General features: G+C 55.6%; 15 protein-coding genes. 4 read left to right on the top strand and 11 right to left on the bottom strand.

Annotation, left to right across the window (positions count from 1 at the left end; all coding sequences use genetic code 11):
* Positions 1-162 precede the first annotated feature (162 nt).
* Positions 163-738 carry a Fe-S biogenesis protein NfuA gene (gene nfuA, locus EBA31_RS24365; protein WP_006328556.1) on the bottom strand — a complete coding sequence of 192 codons (576 nt, stop codon included), beginning with the start codon at positions 736-738 and terminating at the stop codon, positions 163-165.
* Positions 739-805: 67 nt separating this feature from the next.
* Complete coding sequence (gene gntX, locus EBA31_RS24360; protein ID WP_046372467.1) at positions 806-1,489, bottom strand: DNA utilization protein GntX; 684 nt, start codon at positions 1,487-1,489, stop codon at positions 806-808.
* Between the two features lie 42 nt (positions 1,490-1,531).
* On the opposite strand from gntX, the gene bioH reads away from it, so the two are divergent.
* Together bioH and EBA31_RS24350 are read left to right on the top strand one after the other, a co-directional pair.
* Entirely contained in the window at positions 1,532-2,308 is a 777-nt protein-coding gene (gene bioH / locus EBA31_RS24355; RefSeq protein WP_122080396.1) for a pimeloyl-ACP methyl ester esterase BioH, read from the top strand.
* A gap of 260 nt (positions 2,309-2,568) precedes the next feature.
* Positions 2,569-2,853 carry a YdgH/BhsA/McbA-like domain containing protein gene (locus EBA31_RS24350; RefSeq protein WP_046372469.1) on the top strand — a complete coding sequence of 95 codons (285 nt, stop codon included), beginning with the start codon at positions 2,569-2,571 and terminating at the stop codon, positions 2,851-2,853.
* Between the two features lie 37 nt (positions 2,854-2,890).
* On the opposite strand, the gene EBA31_RS24345 is transcribed toward EBA31_RS24350, so the two are convergent.
* From EBA31_RS24345 to greB, 5 genes are all read right to left on the bottom strand, one after another.
* The gene (locus tag EBA31_RS24345) at positions 2,891-3,133 is read right to left on the bottom strand and encodes a FeoC-like transcriptional regulator (RefSeq protein WP_044554790.1); all 243 of its coding nucleotides are present in this window, start codon (positions 3,131-3,133) and stop codon (positions 2,891-2,893) included.
* The gene (gene feoB / locus EBA31_RS24340) at positions 3,133-5,448 is read right to left on the bottom strand and encodes a Fe(2+) transporter permease subunit FeoB (RefSeq protein ID WP_122080395.1); all 2,316 of its coding nucleotides are present in this window, start codon (positions 5,446-5,448) and stop codon (positions 3,133-3,135) included. The genes EBA31_RS24345 and feoB overlap by 1 nt, the downstream gene beginning before the upstream one ends.
* Before the next feature lie 71 nt (positions 5,449-5,519).
* Complete coding sequence (feoA, locus tag EBA31_RS24335) at positions 5,520-5,738, bottom strand: ferrous iron transporter A (RefSeq protein ID WP_020837362.1); 219 nt, start codon at positions 5,736-5,738, stop codon at positions 5,520-5,522.
* A 646-nt stretch (positions 5,739-6,384) separates the two neighbouring features.
* Positions 6,385-8,715 (bottom strand): Tex family protein, encoded by a 2,331-nt coding sequence (locus EBA31_RS24330; RefSeq protein ID WP_122080394.1) that lies wholly within the window; start codon positions 8,713-8,715, stop codon positions 6,385-6,387.
* A gap of 157 nt (positions 8,716-8,872) precedes the next feature.
* A complete protein-coding gene (gene greB / locus EBA31_RS24325; protein ID WP_020837359.1) occupies positions 8,873-9,346 on the bottom strand; it encodes a transcription elongation factor GreB in 474 nt (157 codons plus the stop codon).
* Between the two features lie 416 nt (positions 9,347-9,762).
* Here greB and ompR point away from each other — a divergent pair, with 416 nt between their 5' ends.
* Both ompR and envZ read left to right on the top strand, forming a co-directional pair.
* Positions 9,763-10,482, top strand: coding sequence for a two-component system response regulator OmpR (ompR, locus tag EBA31_RS24320; protein WP_004709363.1), 720 nt, complete (start codon positions 9,763-9,765; stop codon positions 10,480-10,482).
* Positions 10,479-11,849 (top strand): two-component system sensor histidine kinase EnvZ, encoded by a 1,371-nt coding sequence (envZ, locus tag EBA31_RS24315; protein WP_046372472.1) that lies wholly within the window; start codon positions 10,479-10,481, stop codon positions 11,847-11,849. The genes ompR and envZ overlap by 4 nt, the downstream gene beginning before the upstream one ends.
* A 34-nt stretch (positions 11,850-11,883) precedes the next feature.
* Here the strand turns inward: envZ and EBA31_RS24310 are convergent, their stop codons facing one another.
* From EBA31_RS24310 to hslO, 4 genes are all read right to left on the bottom strand, one after another.
* Positions 11,884-12,363, bottom strand: coding sequence for a type II toxin-antitoxin system VapC family toxin (locus tag EBA31_RS24310; RefSeq protein ID WP_046372473.1), 480 nt, complete (start codon positions 12,361-12,363; stop codon positions 11,884-11,886).
* Positions 12,360-12,623, bottom strand: a complete 264-nt coding sequence (locus EBA31_RS24305) for a plasmid stabilization protein (RefSeq protein WP_046372474.1) — start codon at positions 12,621-12,623, stop codon at positions 12,360-12,362. Before EBA31_RS24305 ends, EBA31_RS24310 begins: the two co-directional genes overlap by 4 nt.
* Positions 12,624-12,749: 126 nt before the next feature.
* Complete coding sequence (pckA, locus tag EBA31_RS24300; protein ID WP_122080393.1) at positions 12,750-14,369, bottom strand: phosphoenolpyruvate carboxykinase (ATP); 1,620 nt, start codon at positions 14,367-14,369, stop codon at positions 12,750-12,752.
* A 196-nt stretch (positions 14,370-14,565) separates the two neighbouring features.
* Positions 14,566-15,444: an Hsp33 family molecular chaperone HslO gene (gene hslO, locus EBA31_RS24295; RefSeq protein WP_020837350.1), complete on the bottom strand. Its 879-nt coding sequence runs from the start codon at positions 15,442-15,444 to the stop codon at positions 14,566-14,568.
* Between the last annotated feature and the right edge of the window lie 18 nt (positions 15,445-15,462).

Here is a 15,462-nt window from a genome sequence, read left to right as displayed (position 1 = left end):
ACGGAGCATGAGAACTTTAGCTCTCATGCAAATGGTAGATACCCAAATTAATTGGAGTTGCAGCTAGGCGGCAAGTGCGAGCATCCCCAGGAGCTTACTCAGGTAAGTGACTGGGGTAAGTGCACGCAGCCAACAACGCTGCAACTTCAAGTAAGAAGGGTATCAGTAGTAAGAGTGCTCGCCGCGCTGGTGCTCGGTCAAATCGCGCACGCCTTTCAGTTCAGGGAACTTCTGCAGCAGCTCTTTCTCGATGCCTTCCTTCAGGGTCACATCGACCATTGAACAACCGTTACAACCGCCGCCAAACTGCAGGATAGCCAGGCTATCGTCGGTGATTTCCATCAGGGTCACACGGCCGCCGTGGCCAGCCAGCTGTGGGTTGATCTGCGACTGCAGCACGTATTCAACACGCTCCATCAGCGGCGCATTGTCGTCTACCTTGCGCATTTTGGCGTTTGGCGCTTTCAGCGTCAGCTGCGAGCCCAGTTGGTCGGTGACGAAGTCGATTTCGGCATCTTCCAGATACGGTTTGCTCAGCTCGTCAATATAGGCGGACAGCTTTTCGAACTTCAGCTCGGTATCTGTCGCTTCAACGGCGTCCGGCGGGCAATAAGAGACACCGCATTCGGCCGTAGGCGTACCCGGGTTGATCACGAATACGCGGATTTGGGTGCCTTCCTCTTGGTTTGCCAGCAGTTTGGCAAAGTGTTCCTGTGCAGTATCTGTTATACGAATCATGGCATTAGCTCGTTAGTTCAAATAGTTGACTTTAATACTAGGTTATAATACGCCCATTGCCCTGGTACTACAACGTGCGGCAAACGCACCAGATCTGGATCGATGCGGCACCCTGCTGCTGCAACAACTTGGCGATTTCCATGACCGTACTGCCGGTCGTCACCACATCATCCAGCAGCGCGACGTGTCGGCCCGCCATGGCTTCATGGCAACGAAACGCACCACGCAAATTGCGCCGCCGCGCGCGGGCCGATAGCCGTTGCTGCGGAGCCGTTTTACGCACCCGGCTCAGGGCGGCGGGGCGGTAATCGCACCCTAACCAGTGGGCCAGCGGCCGCGCCAGCAGATCGCTCTGATTATAGCCGCGCCGCCAGCAACGTTTTGCCTGTAAGGGTACCGCTAAAATGATATCGGGTCTGTTCAGATATTGCTCTCGATGCGCCTGTTGCCAGTTCAGCAGGATTAGCCGCGCCAGCAGCGGGGCCAGTTCCGGCGTGTGCTGAAACTTGAACTTTTTTATCAACTGGCGCAGCGGCGCGGCGTAGTCATTGACGAACACCAGCGCCTGCCAGGGGGGCGGCTGTTGCAGGCAGCGGCCACAGGGCAATCTGGCATCGCCAGCGGGCAGGCCGCAGCGCGGGCAGCACAAAGGTTTGGCGGGCATGTGACGCAGGCAGTAGCTGCAGATACCCTGACCATAAAGACGCAGCGACTGTCGGCATAGCCAACAGCGGCTCTGGATTGATAGCATAACCGTCCTCCCTGACGGATGAGAATGAAAGGACAATAACGGATGAGTGCGTTGTACTGGCAAACAATAGGTGAAGGCGATCGCGATCTTGTGCTGCTCCACGGCTGGGGGCTGAATGCCGAAGTGTGGCATTGCATGATTGAGCGGCTGACGCCGCATTTCCGCCTGCATCTGGTCGACCTGCCGGGCTATGGCCGTAGCCAGGGGTTTGGCCCTATGTCACTCGAACAGATGGCGGAAACCGTGATGGCCGCGGCACCGGCGCAGGCCTGGTGGCTGGGCTGGTCGCTGGGCGGGCTGGTGGCCAGCCAGATTGCGCTGTTGCAGCCGCAACGGGTGAGCGGGTTGATCACCGTGGCTTCATCACCCTGCTTTGCCGCTCAGGATGACTGGCCGGGGATCCGTCCGGAGGTGTTGAGCGGTTTCCAGCATCAGCTGGGGCAGGATTTTCAGCGTACCGTAGAGCGTTTTCTGGCATTGCAGACGCTGGGAACGGAAAGCGCGCGGCAAGATGCCCGCCTGCTGAAATCGGTGGTGCTTAACCAACCGATGCCAAGCGTTGAGGTATTAAACGGCGGGCTGGAAATACTGCGAACGGCCGATTTGCGCCAGCCACTGGCCAAGCTGCCGTTGCCGCTGTTGCGGGTTTACGGTTATCTGGACGGTTTGGTGCCGCGTAAGGTGGCAGAACTGCTTGATGCCAAGTGGCCAAACTCGCCATCAATCATCATTGCAAAAGCAGCTCATGCACCATTCATTTCCCACCCTGATGAATTTGCAGAAATTATTGGCACTTTTGTGGCAGAAAATGGGATCTGACCCAAAATCGCACAATAAAGCGCTAAAAAAAGAGCCGCTTAGTGGATAAAAAATAAACCTGTTCAATACTTAGGTGGGTAACTGCGTTGGCTGCACAATGAAAAAACGCGTGCGTATTTTCATTCGGCGTTTCGTCTCTGGGAAAACGGTCTCGTCAGGGAAAGCAACGAGGTCCGAAGATGTCACGGCAGCCAGTGTTATCGCGCATTTACTCTGGACGGCTTTCATAACAAATAAATTATCCCTTGAGAGGTATGGTAATGAAATCTTTGAAAATGATTGTTGCAGCGTTAGTTGTGGGTTCCGTGTCTTTCAGCACCCTGGCGGCAACCTTGCTGACCAAGGAAGACCTGGATAAGAATCCGGGTAAATATGAGAAGATCGGTACGGTAACTACCACCGCACAAACCACATCGCCGATGGATGCAAAAGAAGAACTGTCCAAACTGGCTGATGAAAAAGGCGGACAATATTACGTGATCCTGGCAGGCCGTGAGCACGGCAAGTTCAGTGCTATCGCCGAAGTGTACAAAGACAAGCAATAATCAAGAAGGGGGCGCGCCTCGTGCCGCGCCCCACCTCTCAGTGTTTTAACCGATATATCACCGTGCTGCTGCACGCTTTGCCTTCCGGACAGCTTTTGCAGCTGCCGCTCAGGCAGGCGCTGTTATCCTGCTCGATGCGCTCCACTTTCCCCATTGCGACCAAACGCTCCAGCATTGCCTGCACCAGCGGCAGCGGAGCCGCCAGCTGACGGCTAAGCTGAAGCGCTTGTACGCTACCGTGCAGCGCCAATGCGTCGCGGATCTGCAGCAGGCCGGCCATCAGTGGCAGTTGCCCTTGGCGCCCTGACAGCAGGCTGCCTGGGTGGCGTTGCTCAGGCGTACCGTGACCCGACTACGTGCCCGGCGCAGGCCGAACAGAATCAGCAGATTGAACAACACCACGATGGCGATCGCCGCCAGACTGTACTGCGGATGCTGGCTGAAGGTGGCAATCTGATAAAACAGCGTGGCCAGCGAGTAGGCCACGTTCAGCCCCCAGAGAATGGAGAAGGTCATCCAGCCGCGACTGGATTCGCGGGCAATGGCCCCCATTACCGAGACGCAAGGGACGTACAGCAACACAAAGATCAGGTAGCTGTAGGCGGAAACCCCGGAGCCGAATTTGCTGCTCATAACGCCCATTGAGCCGACGTCCATTTCCCCATCGCCCTTGCTGGCCTCAATCGGGTTGGACAGTACGCTCAGGCTGAAGGTGTCTTTCAGCCCTTGCCAGGTGGTGTCCAATGCGCCACCCAGTTCATCCAGCAGGTTAAAGTTGGCGGCATCAAATTCGGTACTGTTGATATGTTCGGCGGTGTACAGGGTATTTAGCGTACCGACCACCACTTCTTTCGCCATGGCCCCGGTCACCAGGCCGACGGTAGCCTGCCAGTTGTCACTGTGCACGCCCATCGGTTTCAGCAGCGGCGTCAATACTTTGGACACCGACGCCAGCGCCGAGTCATTAATGTTATCTACCGGCTTGCCGCTGAACGAAAAGCTGTTCAGGCCGCCAATAAAGATGCTGGCAACCACAATCACCTTACCGGCACGCAGCACAAAGCCTTTCAGGCGCTGCCAGGTTTGCAGCAGCAGGCTTTTCAGGTGTGGCACGTGGTAAACCGGCAACTCCATCACGAAGGGGGAAGCTTCACCGCGCATGATGGTGTACTTCAATACCAGACCGGTGAGGATTGCCACCACAATACCCAGCATATACAAAGAGAAAACCACGCCTGCGCCGTCCTGGCCAAAGAAAGCAGCGGCAAACACGGCGAAGATCGCCAGCCGAGCCCCGCAGGACATGAAGGGCGCCATCATGATGGTAATCAGGCGTTCGCGCTGCGCATCCAGCGTACGTGCGCCCATGATCGAAGGCACGTTACAGCCGAAGCCGACGATCAGCGGCACGAAGGACTTGCCGGGCAACCCGAGCGCCTGCATCAGACGGTCCATCACGAATGCCGCACGCGCCATATAGCCGGAGTCTTCGAGGAACGACAGGAACAGGTACATCATGCCGATTTGCGGCACCAGCGGCAGCACGGTGTTGATACCACCTCCGACCCCCTGAGCCAGGAAAATGGTCAACCATTCAGGGAAGTGCAGGGTATAGCCCAGCCATTGAATACCCTGAATAAAAATTGCCGCCGACCCGATATCGAAGATCGGCTGCAGTGCGCCGCCGAGGTTGATGGCCAGCAGGAACATCAAATACATCACCAGCAGGAAGATGGGCACCCCTAACCAGCGGTTGAGGATCACTTTATCCAGCGCTTCGGTCAGACGGTTCGGCATGGCCTGTTGTGAATTGCTCACGGCATCGCACAGGGTGGCGATTGACTGATAACGCGCATCGGCAATCACCAGTGCAGGATCTTCCTGCTGTTGCCGCTGCAGCGCCTGTTTGGCCGCCGGCAGCAGGGCCGCCGCAGGGCCGGCAAGCTGGTGGCTGTAGATATCGCCTTCCAGCATCTGCAGCGCCAGCCAGCGACGTTGTTCGCTTGGCAGGGTATGCGGCATGGCGTCGCTCAGCGTGGTCATTTCCTTGAGCAGCAGCGGCGGGTAGTTCACCAGCGCTTTTAATTCATTGAATTGATGATTGTCGATCATCTGCTTCAGCACGCCAATGCCGTCGGCTTTGGTGGACACCATCGGCACCACCGGACAGCCGAGACGCGCCGACAGTGCCGCGATATCGATATTAATTTTTTGGCTTTTGGCGATATCCAACATATTCAGCGCGACAATGCAGGGGATGCCCAGCTCCAGCAGTTGCAGCGTCAGGTATAGATTGCGTTCCAGATTGGAAGCATCGACCACGTTGATCAGCAGATCGGCATCGCCGCTCAGAATGTAGTGGCAGGCAATTTGTTCGTCGAGTGAGGTTTGCTCCGAGATAGTGGTCAGGGAGTAAGTGCCGGGCAGATCGACCAGTTTGACCTGTGATTGCGGCGTGGTGAACAGGCCTTCTTTGCGTTCTACCGTCACGCCCGCCCAGTTACCGACCCGCTGGCGTGCCCCGGTCAGCTGGTTGAACAGCGTAGTTTTGCCGGAGTTGGGGTTGCCTATTAAGCCAATAGTGAGTTTTTTCATAATTTAGCGTGATATCAGTCAATGGAAATTGGGCCAGGCAAGATGCATGGCCAAGGCAAGGCGGCTCAGGACTAGCCGTCGAGCAGGATCAGGGCCAGATCTTTCCTGCGCAGCACCAGGCTGACGCGGCGGGTTTTTATTTCTATGGGATCACCCAATGGTGCGACGCGTACCACTTCAAAAGACGAGCCCGGCAGCATGCCGAGGGATAAAAGTTTTTGGCGATAAGCCGGGCCGATTTCATTGGCGAAGCCGGCGATCTTATAAGACCGTTTAGGCAGAAGATGCATGTAACCTTCTCTAAGCCCAGGCTATTGGGCTGGTGATGATAAAAGAACGTTCCAATGGCAGTCCCGAGATAAAAACCACGGGCTGCCGACGCTTTCAATCCATGAGGCAATGCAGTGAACACGCAAAATAATAATAGTGAGAATAATTATCGTATTCAATACAAAAAATAGGGGTATTGGTAACCAAAGGTTGTGGCGATCACATTTAGAGAATGCAATTGCCTGACAGCGCTATTTTTATCACCCAGCCTGGTGGGGTGCAAATGCGAATGGTGAGTTAAATCAGTTACGTATTTGTAGTGAATTTTTCCGGTTTGAAAAAAGTAGTGACAGATTCGACAGCTTTGATTCGGTGACGTCAATATCGGTATTTATTAGGCAACATATTGCCGGCTGAATACGAGCGCTAAGCATTTGTGTTTCGCTGAGAAATACCGGAATGAGAATTTAATGTTAATAGAGATGTTAATAAATGGCTATTTAGCGTGGCTTTCAGGCTTAAAACCGGAATTATCAGGGCTGTCGGCGGCAGCGAATAAAAATGCGGGTTTATTGAGGCGGGTCAAAAAATGATGAGGGTATTTAGCGGAAAAGGGAGGGGTTAACCCCCTCCCTGTGTCTCATGCGTTTTCTGCTGGCCGCCTGACTACGACTTTCTGCCAAAGGCCGCCGCCAGTGCGTCACCCATGGCGCTGTTGCCTGCCGAGGTGTTAGCGCCACGCGGTTTGGACTTATTGGCCTGCGGTCGCGAGGTGTTGTCCTTGGCCGGCGCTGAATTGCTACCGCGCCGTGGGGAGCCTTCACCCGGTTGCTCATCCAGACGCATGCTCAATGCAATGCGTTTACGTTGCAGGTCCACTTCCATCACCTTCACTTTGACGATGTCACCGGCTTTCACCACGGTGTGCGGATCTTCGACAAACTTGTCCGCCAGCGAGGAGATATGCACCAACCCATCCTGATGCACGCCGATATCAACAAAGGCACCGAAGTTGGTGACGTTGGTGACCGAACCTTCCAGGATCATCCCCGGCTGCAGGTCGTTGAGGGTTTCCACCCCTTCGGCAAAGGTTGCGGTTTTGAATTCCGGACGCGGATCGCGGCCTGGCTTCTCCAGCTCCTTCAGGATGTCGGTCACCGTCGGCACACCGAACTTCTCGTCGGTAAAGTCGCTGGCCTTCAGGCTGCGCACCGCCGCCGGGTTACCCATCAGATCCTGCAGAGCCTGATGAGTTGCGGCCAGAATGCGTTCGACCACCGGGTAGGTTTCCGGGTGAACGGTTGAGGCGTCCAGTGGGTTGTCGCCGTGGTTGATACGCAAGAAGCCGGCACACTGTTCAAAGGCTTTCGGCCCCAAGCGACTGACTTTCAGCAGCTGTTCGCGGTTGCTGAAGCGGCCATTTTCGTCACGCCAGGTGACGATATTCTGCGCCATCATGCGCGTCAGGCCGGCTACGCGGGTCAGCAGCGGCACCGAGGCGGTATTCAGATCCACACCGACGGCGTTCACGCAGTCTTCGACCACGGAGTCGAGTTTTTTCGCCAGTTGGCTTTGGCTGACGTCATGCTGATACTGGCCGACGCCGATGGATTTCGGATCGATTTTGACCAGCTCGGCCAGCGGATCCTGCAGACGACGTGCGATGGATACCGCACCGCGCAGCGAGACGTCGAGGTTAGGGAATTCCAGCGCCGCCAGTTCGGAAGCGGAGTACACCGAAGCGCCGGCTTCGCTGACGATCACCTTTTGTGCTTTGACTTCGCTGAACTGCTGTTGCAGGTCGAGGTAAAAACGTTCGGTCTCGCGCGATGCGGTGCCGTTGCCGATGGCGACCAGCTCCACTTTATGCTTGATGCACAGTGCGGCGACGATGGCGGCGGCTTTAGCGGCCTGACCGGTGTGCGGGTACACGGTGTCGGTGGCGACCAGCTTGCCGGTAGCATCGACTACCGCCACTTTGACCCCGGTACGCAGGCCCGGATCCAGCCCCATGGTGGCGCGCATACCGGCCGGTGCCGCCATCAGCAGGTCATGCATGTTACGGGCAAAGACGTTGATCGCTTCATCTTCCGCGCGTTCGCGCACCGTGCTCATCAGTTCGGTTTCCAGATGCAGCAGCACCTTGATACGCCAGGTCCAGTTGACCACCGCTTTGCGCCAGGCGTCCGCCGGAGCATCATTCAGGCGCAGATCCAGGTGGCTGATGATGATCTGCTCCGCCTGGCTTTCGCGTGGGGCTTCTTCAAACTGCGGATCGGCATTCAGCGCAAGCTGCAGTACGCCTTCGTTACGGCCGCGGAACATGGCCAGCGCACGGTGCGATGGCACCTGGGCAATGGGTTCATGATGATCGAAATAGTCGCGGAACTTGGCCCCGGCTTCTTCCTTGCCTTCCACCACTTTGGACACCAGGTGCGCATGTTTCCACAGGTAGTTACGGACCTTGGCCAGTAATGCGGCGTCTTCGGCGAAGCGCTCCATCAGGATATAACGCGCGCCGTCGAGGGCGGCTTTTACGTCCGCTACGCCCTTGTCTGCATTAACGTAACCTTCGGCCAACTGTTCAGGTTGTTGCTGAGGATCCTGCCACAGTGTGTCCGCCAGAGGCTCCAGACCGGCTTCAATCGCGATCTGGCCACGGGTGCGGCGCTTCGGTTTGTAAGGCAGGTAGAGGTCTTCGAGTTCGGTTTTGCTTTGCGCGGCGGTGATCGCCGTCGCCAGCTGTTCGGTCAGTTTGCCCTGCTCGTCGATCGATTTAAGGATGGTCTGACGGCGGTCTTCCAGTTCACGCAGATAACCCAGGCGGGTTTCCAGCTGGCGCAGTTGGGTATCGTCCAGACCCCCGGTGACTTCCTTACGATAGCGTGCAATAAAGGGCACGGTATTACCTTCATCCAGCAGACGGATGGCGGAGTCAACTTGCTCCGGCCGGGCCTGCAGTTCTGTTGCAATAATGCGGCTCAGTGGGTCATTCATAAGTCTGGTATCTGTTGAGAACGGTTGGTAAACAGGGGGACAGTTATACGGATTGCGCGGGGAAAATGCCAGTGGAGCGGGCCGCCTCTCGACAGTCATAGCGCGTAAAGCGGCCTGTACTGCGGCGGCGGGCGGTCGCTCGGAAAAAACTGAAATCTTATTTTACGTACTCGATCTCATTCACGTACCACAGGGCATCGCCGACTGGCGTATTAACGGTGGCGGCATCACCCACTTCTTTTTTAAGCAGCGCGCGGGCCATGGGCGAATCGATGGAGATGTAGTCTCGGCGGCCAAAAATCTCGTCATACCCGACGATGCGGAAGCGTTTAGTGTCGCCGTCCTCGTTTTCCACTACCACCCAGGCACCGAAAAACACTTTGCCTTCCTGCTGCGGGGAGTAATCGACAATCTTTAATTGTTCGAGGCATTTGGTCAGGTAGCGTACGCGGCGATCGATTTCCCGCAGCCGTTTTTTGTTGTACTGATAATCGGCATTTTCACTTCTGTCGCCGAGGCTGGCTGCCCAGGTCACTTTTTTGGTGACCTCTGGCCGATCTTCGCGCCAGAGAAAGTCTAATTCCTGCTTTAGCTTGTCGTAACCTTCGCGGGTTATCAGCTGCGTTCTCATCGTGGTTCCGCCTTTAGGGACATATCAAAGGGAAGGACGTCATTGCGTTGGCAAAGTGTCGCACAAACTCGCATCGGGCTGTAGGCTGCTGTTGCACAATCCAATGAGCGTTAATCATCAGCCACGCGCAAAATTGCCGGTGCTCGCGTTTCTTATCGCCCCGGCTGAGTTACACTGCCGAATCAGCCGTCGGGTATGCCGCCAGCCAAAAGACGCAGTGCTTCTAAATTTAACCTATGCGCATCGTGATTTTGGCGAATCGTCGCGGGCATTTTGATGAAAATTGTTGATAAATGGGCAAAAGAATAAGCTTTGTAACAATTTCGTCTAGAATATATACCATTAAACGCTGTCCGAAATGACAGGGTTTTTTAACAATATTCACGTCAGGCAATAAAGCCTTTGGGAGTAATACAATGCAAGAGAATCATAAGATTCTGGTCGTCGATGATGACATGCGCCTGCGTGCGCTTTTAGAGCGTTATTTAACCGAACAGGGTTTTCAGGTTCGCAGCGTAGCCAACGCTGAGCAAATGGATCGCTTGCTGACTCGTGAATCATTCCACCTGATGGTGCTTGACCTGATGTTGCCGGGCGAAGATGGTCTTTCCATCTGCCGCCGTCTGCGCAGCCAAAGCAACCCTATGCCGATCATTATGGTGACCGCCAAAGGTGAAGAAGTCGACCGTATCGTTGGCCTGGAAATCGGCGCTGACGATTACATCCCAAAACCCTTCAACCCGCGTGAATTGCTGGCCCGCATCCGTGCGGTGTTGCGCCGTCAGGCCAATGAACTGCCGGGCGCTCCTTCACAGGAAGAGGCGGTGATCGCCTTTGGTAAATTCAAACTGAACCTCGGCACCCGCGAAATGTTCCGCGAAGACGAGCCTATGCCGTTGACCAGCGGCGAATTCGCAGTGCTGAAGGCGCTGGTGAGCCATCCTCGCGAACCGCTTTCGCGCGATAAGCTGATGAACCTGGCCCGCGGCCGTGAATACAGCGCCATGGAACGCTCCATCGACGTGCAAATTTCTCGTTTGCGTCGCATGGTTGAGGAAGATCCTGCGCATCCACGCTACATCCAGACCGTTTGGGGTCTTGGCTACGTTTTCGTCCCGGACGGCAGCAAGGCATGAGACGATTGCGCTTTTCACCGCGTAGCTCGTTTGCCCGAACCCTGCTATTGATCGTCACCTTGCTGTTCGTCAGCCTGGTGACGACCTATCTGGTGGTGCTGAACTTCGCCATCCTGCCCAGCCTGCAGCAGTTCAATAAGGTATTGGCCTACGAAGTTCGTATGCTGATGACCGACCGACTGCAGCTGGAGGATGGTACTTTGCTGGAAGTACCGCCGGCGTTCCGTCGCGAAATCTATCGCGAACTGGGCATTTCTCTCTACACCAATTCTGCGGCGGAAGAGAGCGGTCTGCGCTGGGCGCAGCACTACCAATTCCTCAGCCAGCAAATGGCGCAGCAGCTCGGCGGGCCCACCGACGTGCGAGTGGAAGTAAACAAAAATTCACCGGTGGTGTGGCTGAAAACCTGGCTGCAACCGGATATCTGGGTGCGTGTTCCGCTGACTGAAATTCACCAGGGCGATTTCTCGCCGCTGTTCCGCTATACCCTGGCGATTATGCTGTTGGCCATAGGTGGCGCCTGGCTGTTTATCCGTATTCAGAACCGCCCGCTGGTGGAGCTTGAGCACGCCGCTTTGCAGGTGGGTAAGGGCATCATTCCACCGCCGCTGCGTGAGTATGGCGCATCGGAAGTCCGTTCGGTAACGCGGGCCTTTAATCAGATGGCGTCGGGCGTCAAGCAGCTGGCGGACGACCGCACATTGCTGATGGCCGGGGTGAGCCACGACCTGCGTACGCCACTGACGCGTATCCGTCTGGCGACCGAGATGATGAGTGCCGAAGACGGCTACCTGGCGGAGTCGATCAATAAAGATATTGAAGAGTGCAACGACATCATTGAGCAGTTTATTGATTATCTGCGCACCGGCCAGGAGATGCAGACAGAAATCAGCGATTTGAATAGCATTCTGGGCGAAGTGGTGGCTGCCGAGAGTGGCTATGAGCGGGTGATTGAAACCGCTTTGGCGCCGGGCGAACTGATGATGAATGTGCATCCGTTGTCGATCAAGCGTGCGGCAGTGAATATGGTGGTGAATGCGGCGCGTTACGGCAATGGTTGGATCAAAGTCAGCAGCGGCCGTGAGCTGCAGCGCGGCTGGTTCCAGGTGGAAGACGACGGCCCGGGCATTAAACCGGAAGAGCTGAAGCATCTGTTGCAGCCATTTGTTCGTGGTGACAGCGCGCGCAGTACCAGCGGGACCGGGTTGGGCCTGGCTATCGTACAGCGTATTATCGATGGGCATCATGGCGCACTGGATATCGGCACCAGCGAACGCGGTGGGCTGTTGATTCGGGCTTATATTCCGTTACCGATGGAGAAAAAAGAGTCGGGCAATGGGCATCAGAACCCGAAGGACAGCGCGTAATCTTTTTGTCTGGGGGCCGCAGTTTGCGCCCCCGTCAGGACTTCCTGCTCATCACGTAGTATTCCGCTGCCTCTTCATGCAGACGCCGGCCCGTCGTGGCCTGCCAGGGATCGATTAACTCAATGCCGCAATGGATAAAGTTTTGGGTATTGCGCGTGGCCAGGGTGGCACCGTAATGCAGGCAGGTGGCGGCGATTTGGGTATCGACGATGCCCATTAACCGGCCCTGACGCTGATTTTTCTCCATAAGTTCCGCGTATTGCAGTGCGCAGAGTGTATCAAATGGCAGGGTTTGCTCATCAAATCTAATCTGCACTGCCTCCGCCAGCTTGTGTTTGAATTCGCGCTGCCGTTTCCCATCAGGCATACAGGCAACTCCACTGAACAACTCGGCGAGAACTATCGCACTCAGATAAAGCTCATCATTGTCTTTTTCATTCAGCCATCTGATGACGTTATAGTGCGGGTTGGGGCGCAACGTTTCTGAAACCACGTTGGTATCGAGAATAATCATAATTGGTCATCGTCGTCGTCAAAGGTGACAATACGCGGCGGCGTGGCATCGCGCGGTGGGATCTCCAGTTCAACCCCGCCCAACTCGGCAAAGTGTTGATGCATCCAGGTGCCTAACCCATAACGCGGCGGTTTCTTCAATAATGCCTGTTTCAAAATCATGCGAGCTTCCTCCTCCATGGAATGGCCATTTTTTGCTGCCGAGACGCGCAGCAACTCCTTTACTTCGTCGTCCAGATTTCTGACGGTTATGGTAGCCATTGAAACCTCCGTTGCTATCAATGATTGCACTGCATTATTATCTCTTTGCGTCGTTCAAGAAACAACCAATAAAAATAAAAAAAGGCGTGATATCCACGCCTTAGCTGAAGCTGTAAAAGGAAGCTATTACAGTTTTGGACCGGCGCTGACCAGCGCTGCACCCGCTGGAGTGTCGGTGTATTTGTCAAAGTTGGTGACAAAACGCTCTGCCAGATCCTGTGCCTTCTCTTGCCATTGCTCAATGCTGGCGTAAGTGGCGCGCGGATCCAGGATATCCGGGTTGACGCCCGGCAGTGAGGTTGGCATCGCCAGATCGAAGATAGGCAGGGTAATGGTTTCTGCCTTATCGATTTCACCGCTGAGGATCGCATCGATAATACCGCGAGTATCTTTGATCGAAATGCGTTTACCGGTGCCGTTCCAGCCGGTGTTGACCAGGTAGGCCTGGGCACCCGCAGCCTGCATGCGCTTCACCAGGACTTCGGCGTATTGCGTTGGGTGCAGCGACAGGAAGGCTGCGCCGAAGCAGGCGGAGAAGGTTGGGGTCGGCTCGGTCACGCCGCGCTCGGTACCGGCCAGCTTGGCGGTAAAGCCGGACAGGAAGTGGTACTGGGTCTGGTTGGCGGTCAGGCGAGAAACCGGTGGCAACACGCCGAAGGCGTCCGCAGTCAGGAAAATCACCTTGGTGGCGTGGCCGGCCTTGGAAACTGGCTTGACGATATTCTGGATGTGATAGATCGGGTAGGAAACACGGGTGTTTTCGGTTTTCGAGCCGTCGTTGAAATCAATCGTACCGTCGGCCAGCACCGTGACGTTTTCCAGCAGCGCATCGCGTTTGATGGCGTGATAGATATCCGGCTCGGCTTCTTCGGACAGCTTGATGGTTTTGGCGTAGCAACCGCCTTCGAAGTTGAACACGCCGTCGTCATCCCAGCCGTGTTCGTCATCGCCAATCAGCTGGCGTTTTGGATCGGTAGACAGGGTGGTTTTGCCGGTGCCGGACAGGCCGAAGAACACCGCCACGTCACCTTTTTCACCCACGTTAGCCGAGCAGTGCATGGAAGCGATGCCTTTCAGCGGCAGCAGGTAGTTCATCATGGAGAACATACCCTTTTTCATTTCGCCGCCGTACCAGGTGCCGCCAATCAGCTGCATGCGTTCGGTCAGGTTGAAAGCGACAAAGTTTTCCGAGTTCAGGCCCTGTTGCTGCCAGTTCGGGTTAGTGCATTTGGCGCCGTTCATCACCACGAAGTCCGGTTCGAAATCCTGCAGTTCTTCTTCCGTCGGGTGAATGAACATGTTTTTGACGAAGTGCGCCTGCCAGGCCACCTCGGTGATAAAGCGGACTTTCAAGCGTGAGTCGGCGTTGGCGCCGCAGAAGGTATCCACCACAAACAGGCGTTTGCCGGAGAGCTGCGTGGTGACCAGCTGTTTCAGGTCAGCCCAAATTTCCGGACTGAGGGGTTTGTTGTCGTTTTTGCCTTTACCCTGATCGGCCCACCAGACGGTGTCGCGGGTGATGTCGTCACGGACGATGTACTTATCTTTCGGGGAACGGCCGGTAAAAATACCGGTGTCGACGGATACAGCACCCAGCTTGGTTACGACCCCACGCTCATAACCTTCCAGAGATGGGTCTGTTTCTTCCTTGAACAGCAAGTCATAACTCGGGTTGTGAACGATTTCGCCGACGTTATGAATCCCATAAGCGGCCAGATCCTGAGGGGTTATACCTTTAACACGCATGTCACTACTCCTTGGTCACAGAATTTCTGGCGCCAATTGTAGGGATTCAGCAGCGAGTAACCGCGATAGGTATCAAATATTTAACGTTTTAGTCGGTTTTTCGTTACGATCTGAGAGATAGCACACGGAAAAAAGCAAACGTGCAAACGAGGTGAATGAGCGGGCGCAGGGCGCGCCCGCCGATATGGGGTGCTACTTAGTGCAACTGATCGCTGTCACCGGTGTTACCAGTGTACAAGGCGGCGACGTCTACGGCGTCAAACACATAGTGATTGCCGCAGTAATCGCAGTGCATATCGATATTGCCATCCTGCTCCAGCATTTGGGCCACTTCGTCGGTTGGCAAGGTGACCAACGCATCAGCGCAGCGCTGACGTGAACAGGTACAACGGAAGATCACGTCCTGTGGTTCATACAGAGTGACTTCTTCCTGGTGATACAGGCGATACAGCACTTCATTGGCCGGCAGGCTGAACAGCTCTTCGCTTTTCACCGTGTTGGTCAGTTGTACCAGATGATCGAAATCATCGGCATTGCCGTCCTGTGCCGGCAGCACCTGCAGCAACATACCGCCCGCGGCCGGTTGGCCTTCGAACTCGCCGGTGCGAATGAACAGACGGGTTGGCAGCTGTTCGGACTGGCGGAAGTAAGCCTCAAGGCATTCGGCCAGCGTTTCGCCTTCCAGTGCCACTACGCCCTGATAGCGCTCGCCTTCGGTTGGCGCGATGGTGATCACCATGACGCCGTTGCCGATCAACTGATGCAGCGTGCTGTCATCGGCGATTTCGCTCTGTACGCGCGCTACGCCACGCATTTCCTGGCGGTTGTTGCCGTTAATCACGGCCAGCTTCAGCGGGCCATCACCCTGTAATTGTACGGTGATATCGCCGTCGAACTTCAAGGTTGCGGTCAGCAGGCTGGTGGCCACCAGCAGTTCACCCAGCAGTTTTTTAACCGGCGCCGGATAATCATGGTTGTTCAGGACCTGCTGATAGGTTTCGCTGACGGTAACCAGCTCACCGCGCACCGCGTAGTTTTCAAACAGGTAACGGTGCAATTGGTCATGGTTAGACATAGTTTTCTCTCATTGCGG

This window comes from Serratia sp. P2ACOL2 (assembly GCF_003691565.1).
GTDB lineage: Bacteria > Pseudomonadota > Gammaproteobacteria > Enterobacterales > Enterobacteriaceae > Serratia > Serratia liquefaciens.
The sequence above is the reverse complement of the archived record's forward strand: the minus strand, read 5'-3'. Positions and strand labels throughout refer to the sequence as shown.

What these genes read in the sequence shown, in the direction of transcription:
- gntX (WP_046372467.1), bottom strand. Translation starts at nt 1,489, where the DNA reads ATGCTATCAATCCAGAGCCGCTGTTGGCTATGCCGACAGTCGCTGCGT.
- EBA31_RS24330 (WP_122080394.1), bottom strand. Translation starts at nt 8,715, where the DNA reads ATGAATGACCCACTGAGCCGCATTATTGCAACAGAACTGCAGGCCCGG.
- envZ (WP_046372472.1), top strand. Translation starts at nt 10,479, where the DNA reads ATGAGACGATTGCGCTTTTCACCGCGTAGCTCGTTTGCCCGAACCCTG.
- feoA (WP_020837362.1), bottom strand. Translation starts at nt 5,738, where the DNA reads ATGCATCTTCTGCCTAAACGGTCTTATAAGATCGCCGGCTTCGCCAAT.
- feoB (WP_122080395.1), bottom strand. Translation starts at nt 5,448, where the DNA reads ATGAAAAAACTCACTATTGGCTTAATAGGCAACCCCAACTCCGGCAAA.
- EBA31_RS24345 (WP_044554790.1), bottom strand. Translation starts at nt 3,133, where the DNA reads ATGGCCGGCCTGCTGCAGATCCGCGACGCATTGGCGCTGCACGGTAGC.
- EBA31_RS24310 (WP_046372473.1), bottom strand. Translation starts at nt 12,363, where the DNA reads ATGATTATTCTCGATACCAACGTGGTTTCAGAAACGTTGCGCCCCAAC.
- EBA31_RS24305 (WP_046372474.1), bottom strand. Translation starts at nt 12,623, where the DNA reads ATGGCTACCATAACCGTCAGAAATCTGGACGACGAAGTAAAGGAGTTG.
- ompR (WP_004709363.1), top strand. Translation starts at nt 9,763, where the DNA reads ATGCAAGAGAATCATAAGATTCTGGTCGTCGATGATGACATGCGCCTG.
- EBA31_RS24350 (WP_046372469.1), top strand. Translation starts at nt 2,569, where the DNA reads ATGAAATCTTTGAAAATGATTGTTGCAGCGTTAGTTGTGGGTTCCGTG.
- pckA (WP_122080393.1), bottom strand. Translation starts at nt 14,369, where the DNA reads ATGCGTGTTAAAGGTATAACCCCTCAGGATCTGGCCGCTTATGGGATT.
- bioH (WP_122080396.1), top strand. Translation starts at nt 1,532, where the DNA reads ATGAGTGCGTTGTACTGGCAAACAATAGGTGAAGGCGATCGCGATCTT.
- hslO (WP_020837350.1), bottom strand. Translation starts at nt 15,444, where the DNA reads ATGTCTAACCATGACCAATTGCACCGTTACCTGTTTGAAAACTACGCG.
- greB (WP_020837359.1), bottom strand. Translation starts at nt 9,346, where the DNA reads ATGAGAACGCAGCTGATAACCCGCGAAGGTTACGACAAGCTAAAGCAG.
- nfuA (WP_006328556.1), bottom strand. Translation starts at nt 738, where the DNA reads ATGATTCGTATAACAGATACTGCACAGGAACACTTTGCCAAACTGCTG.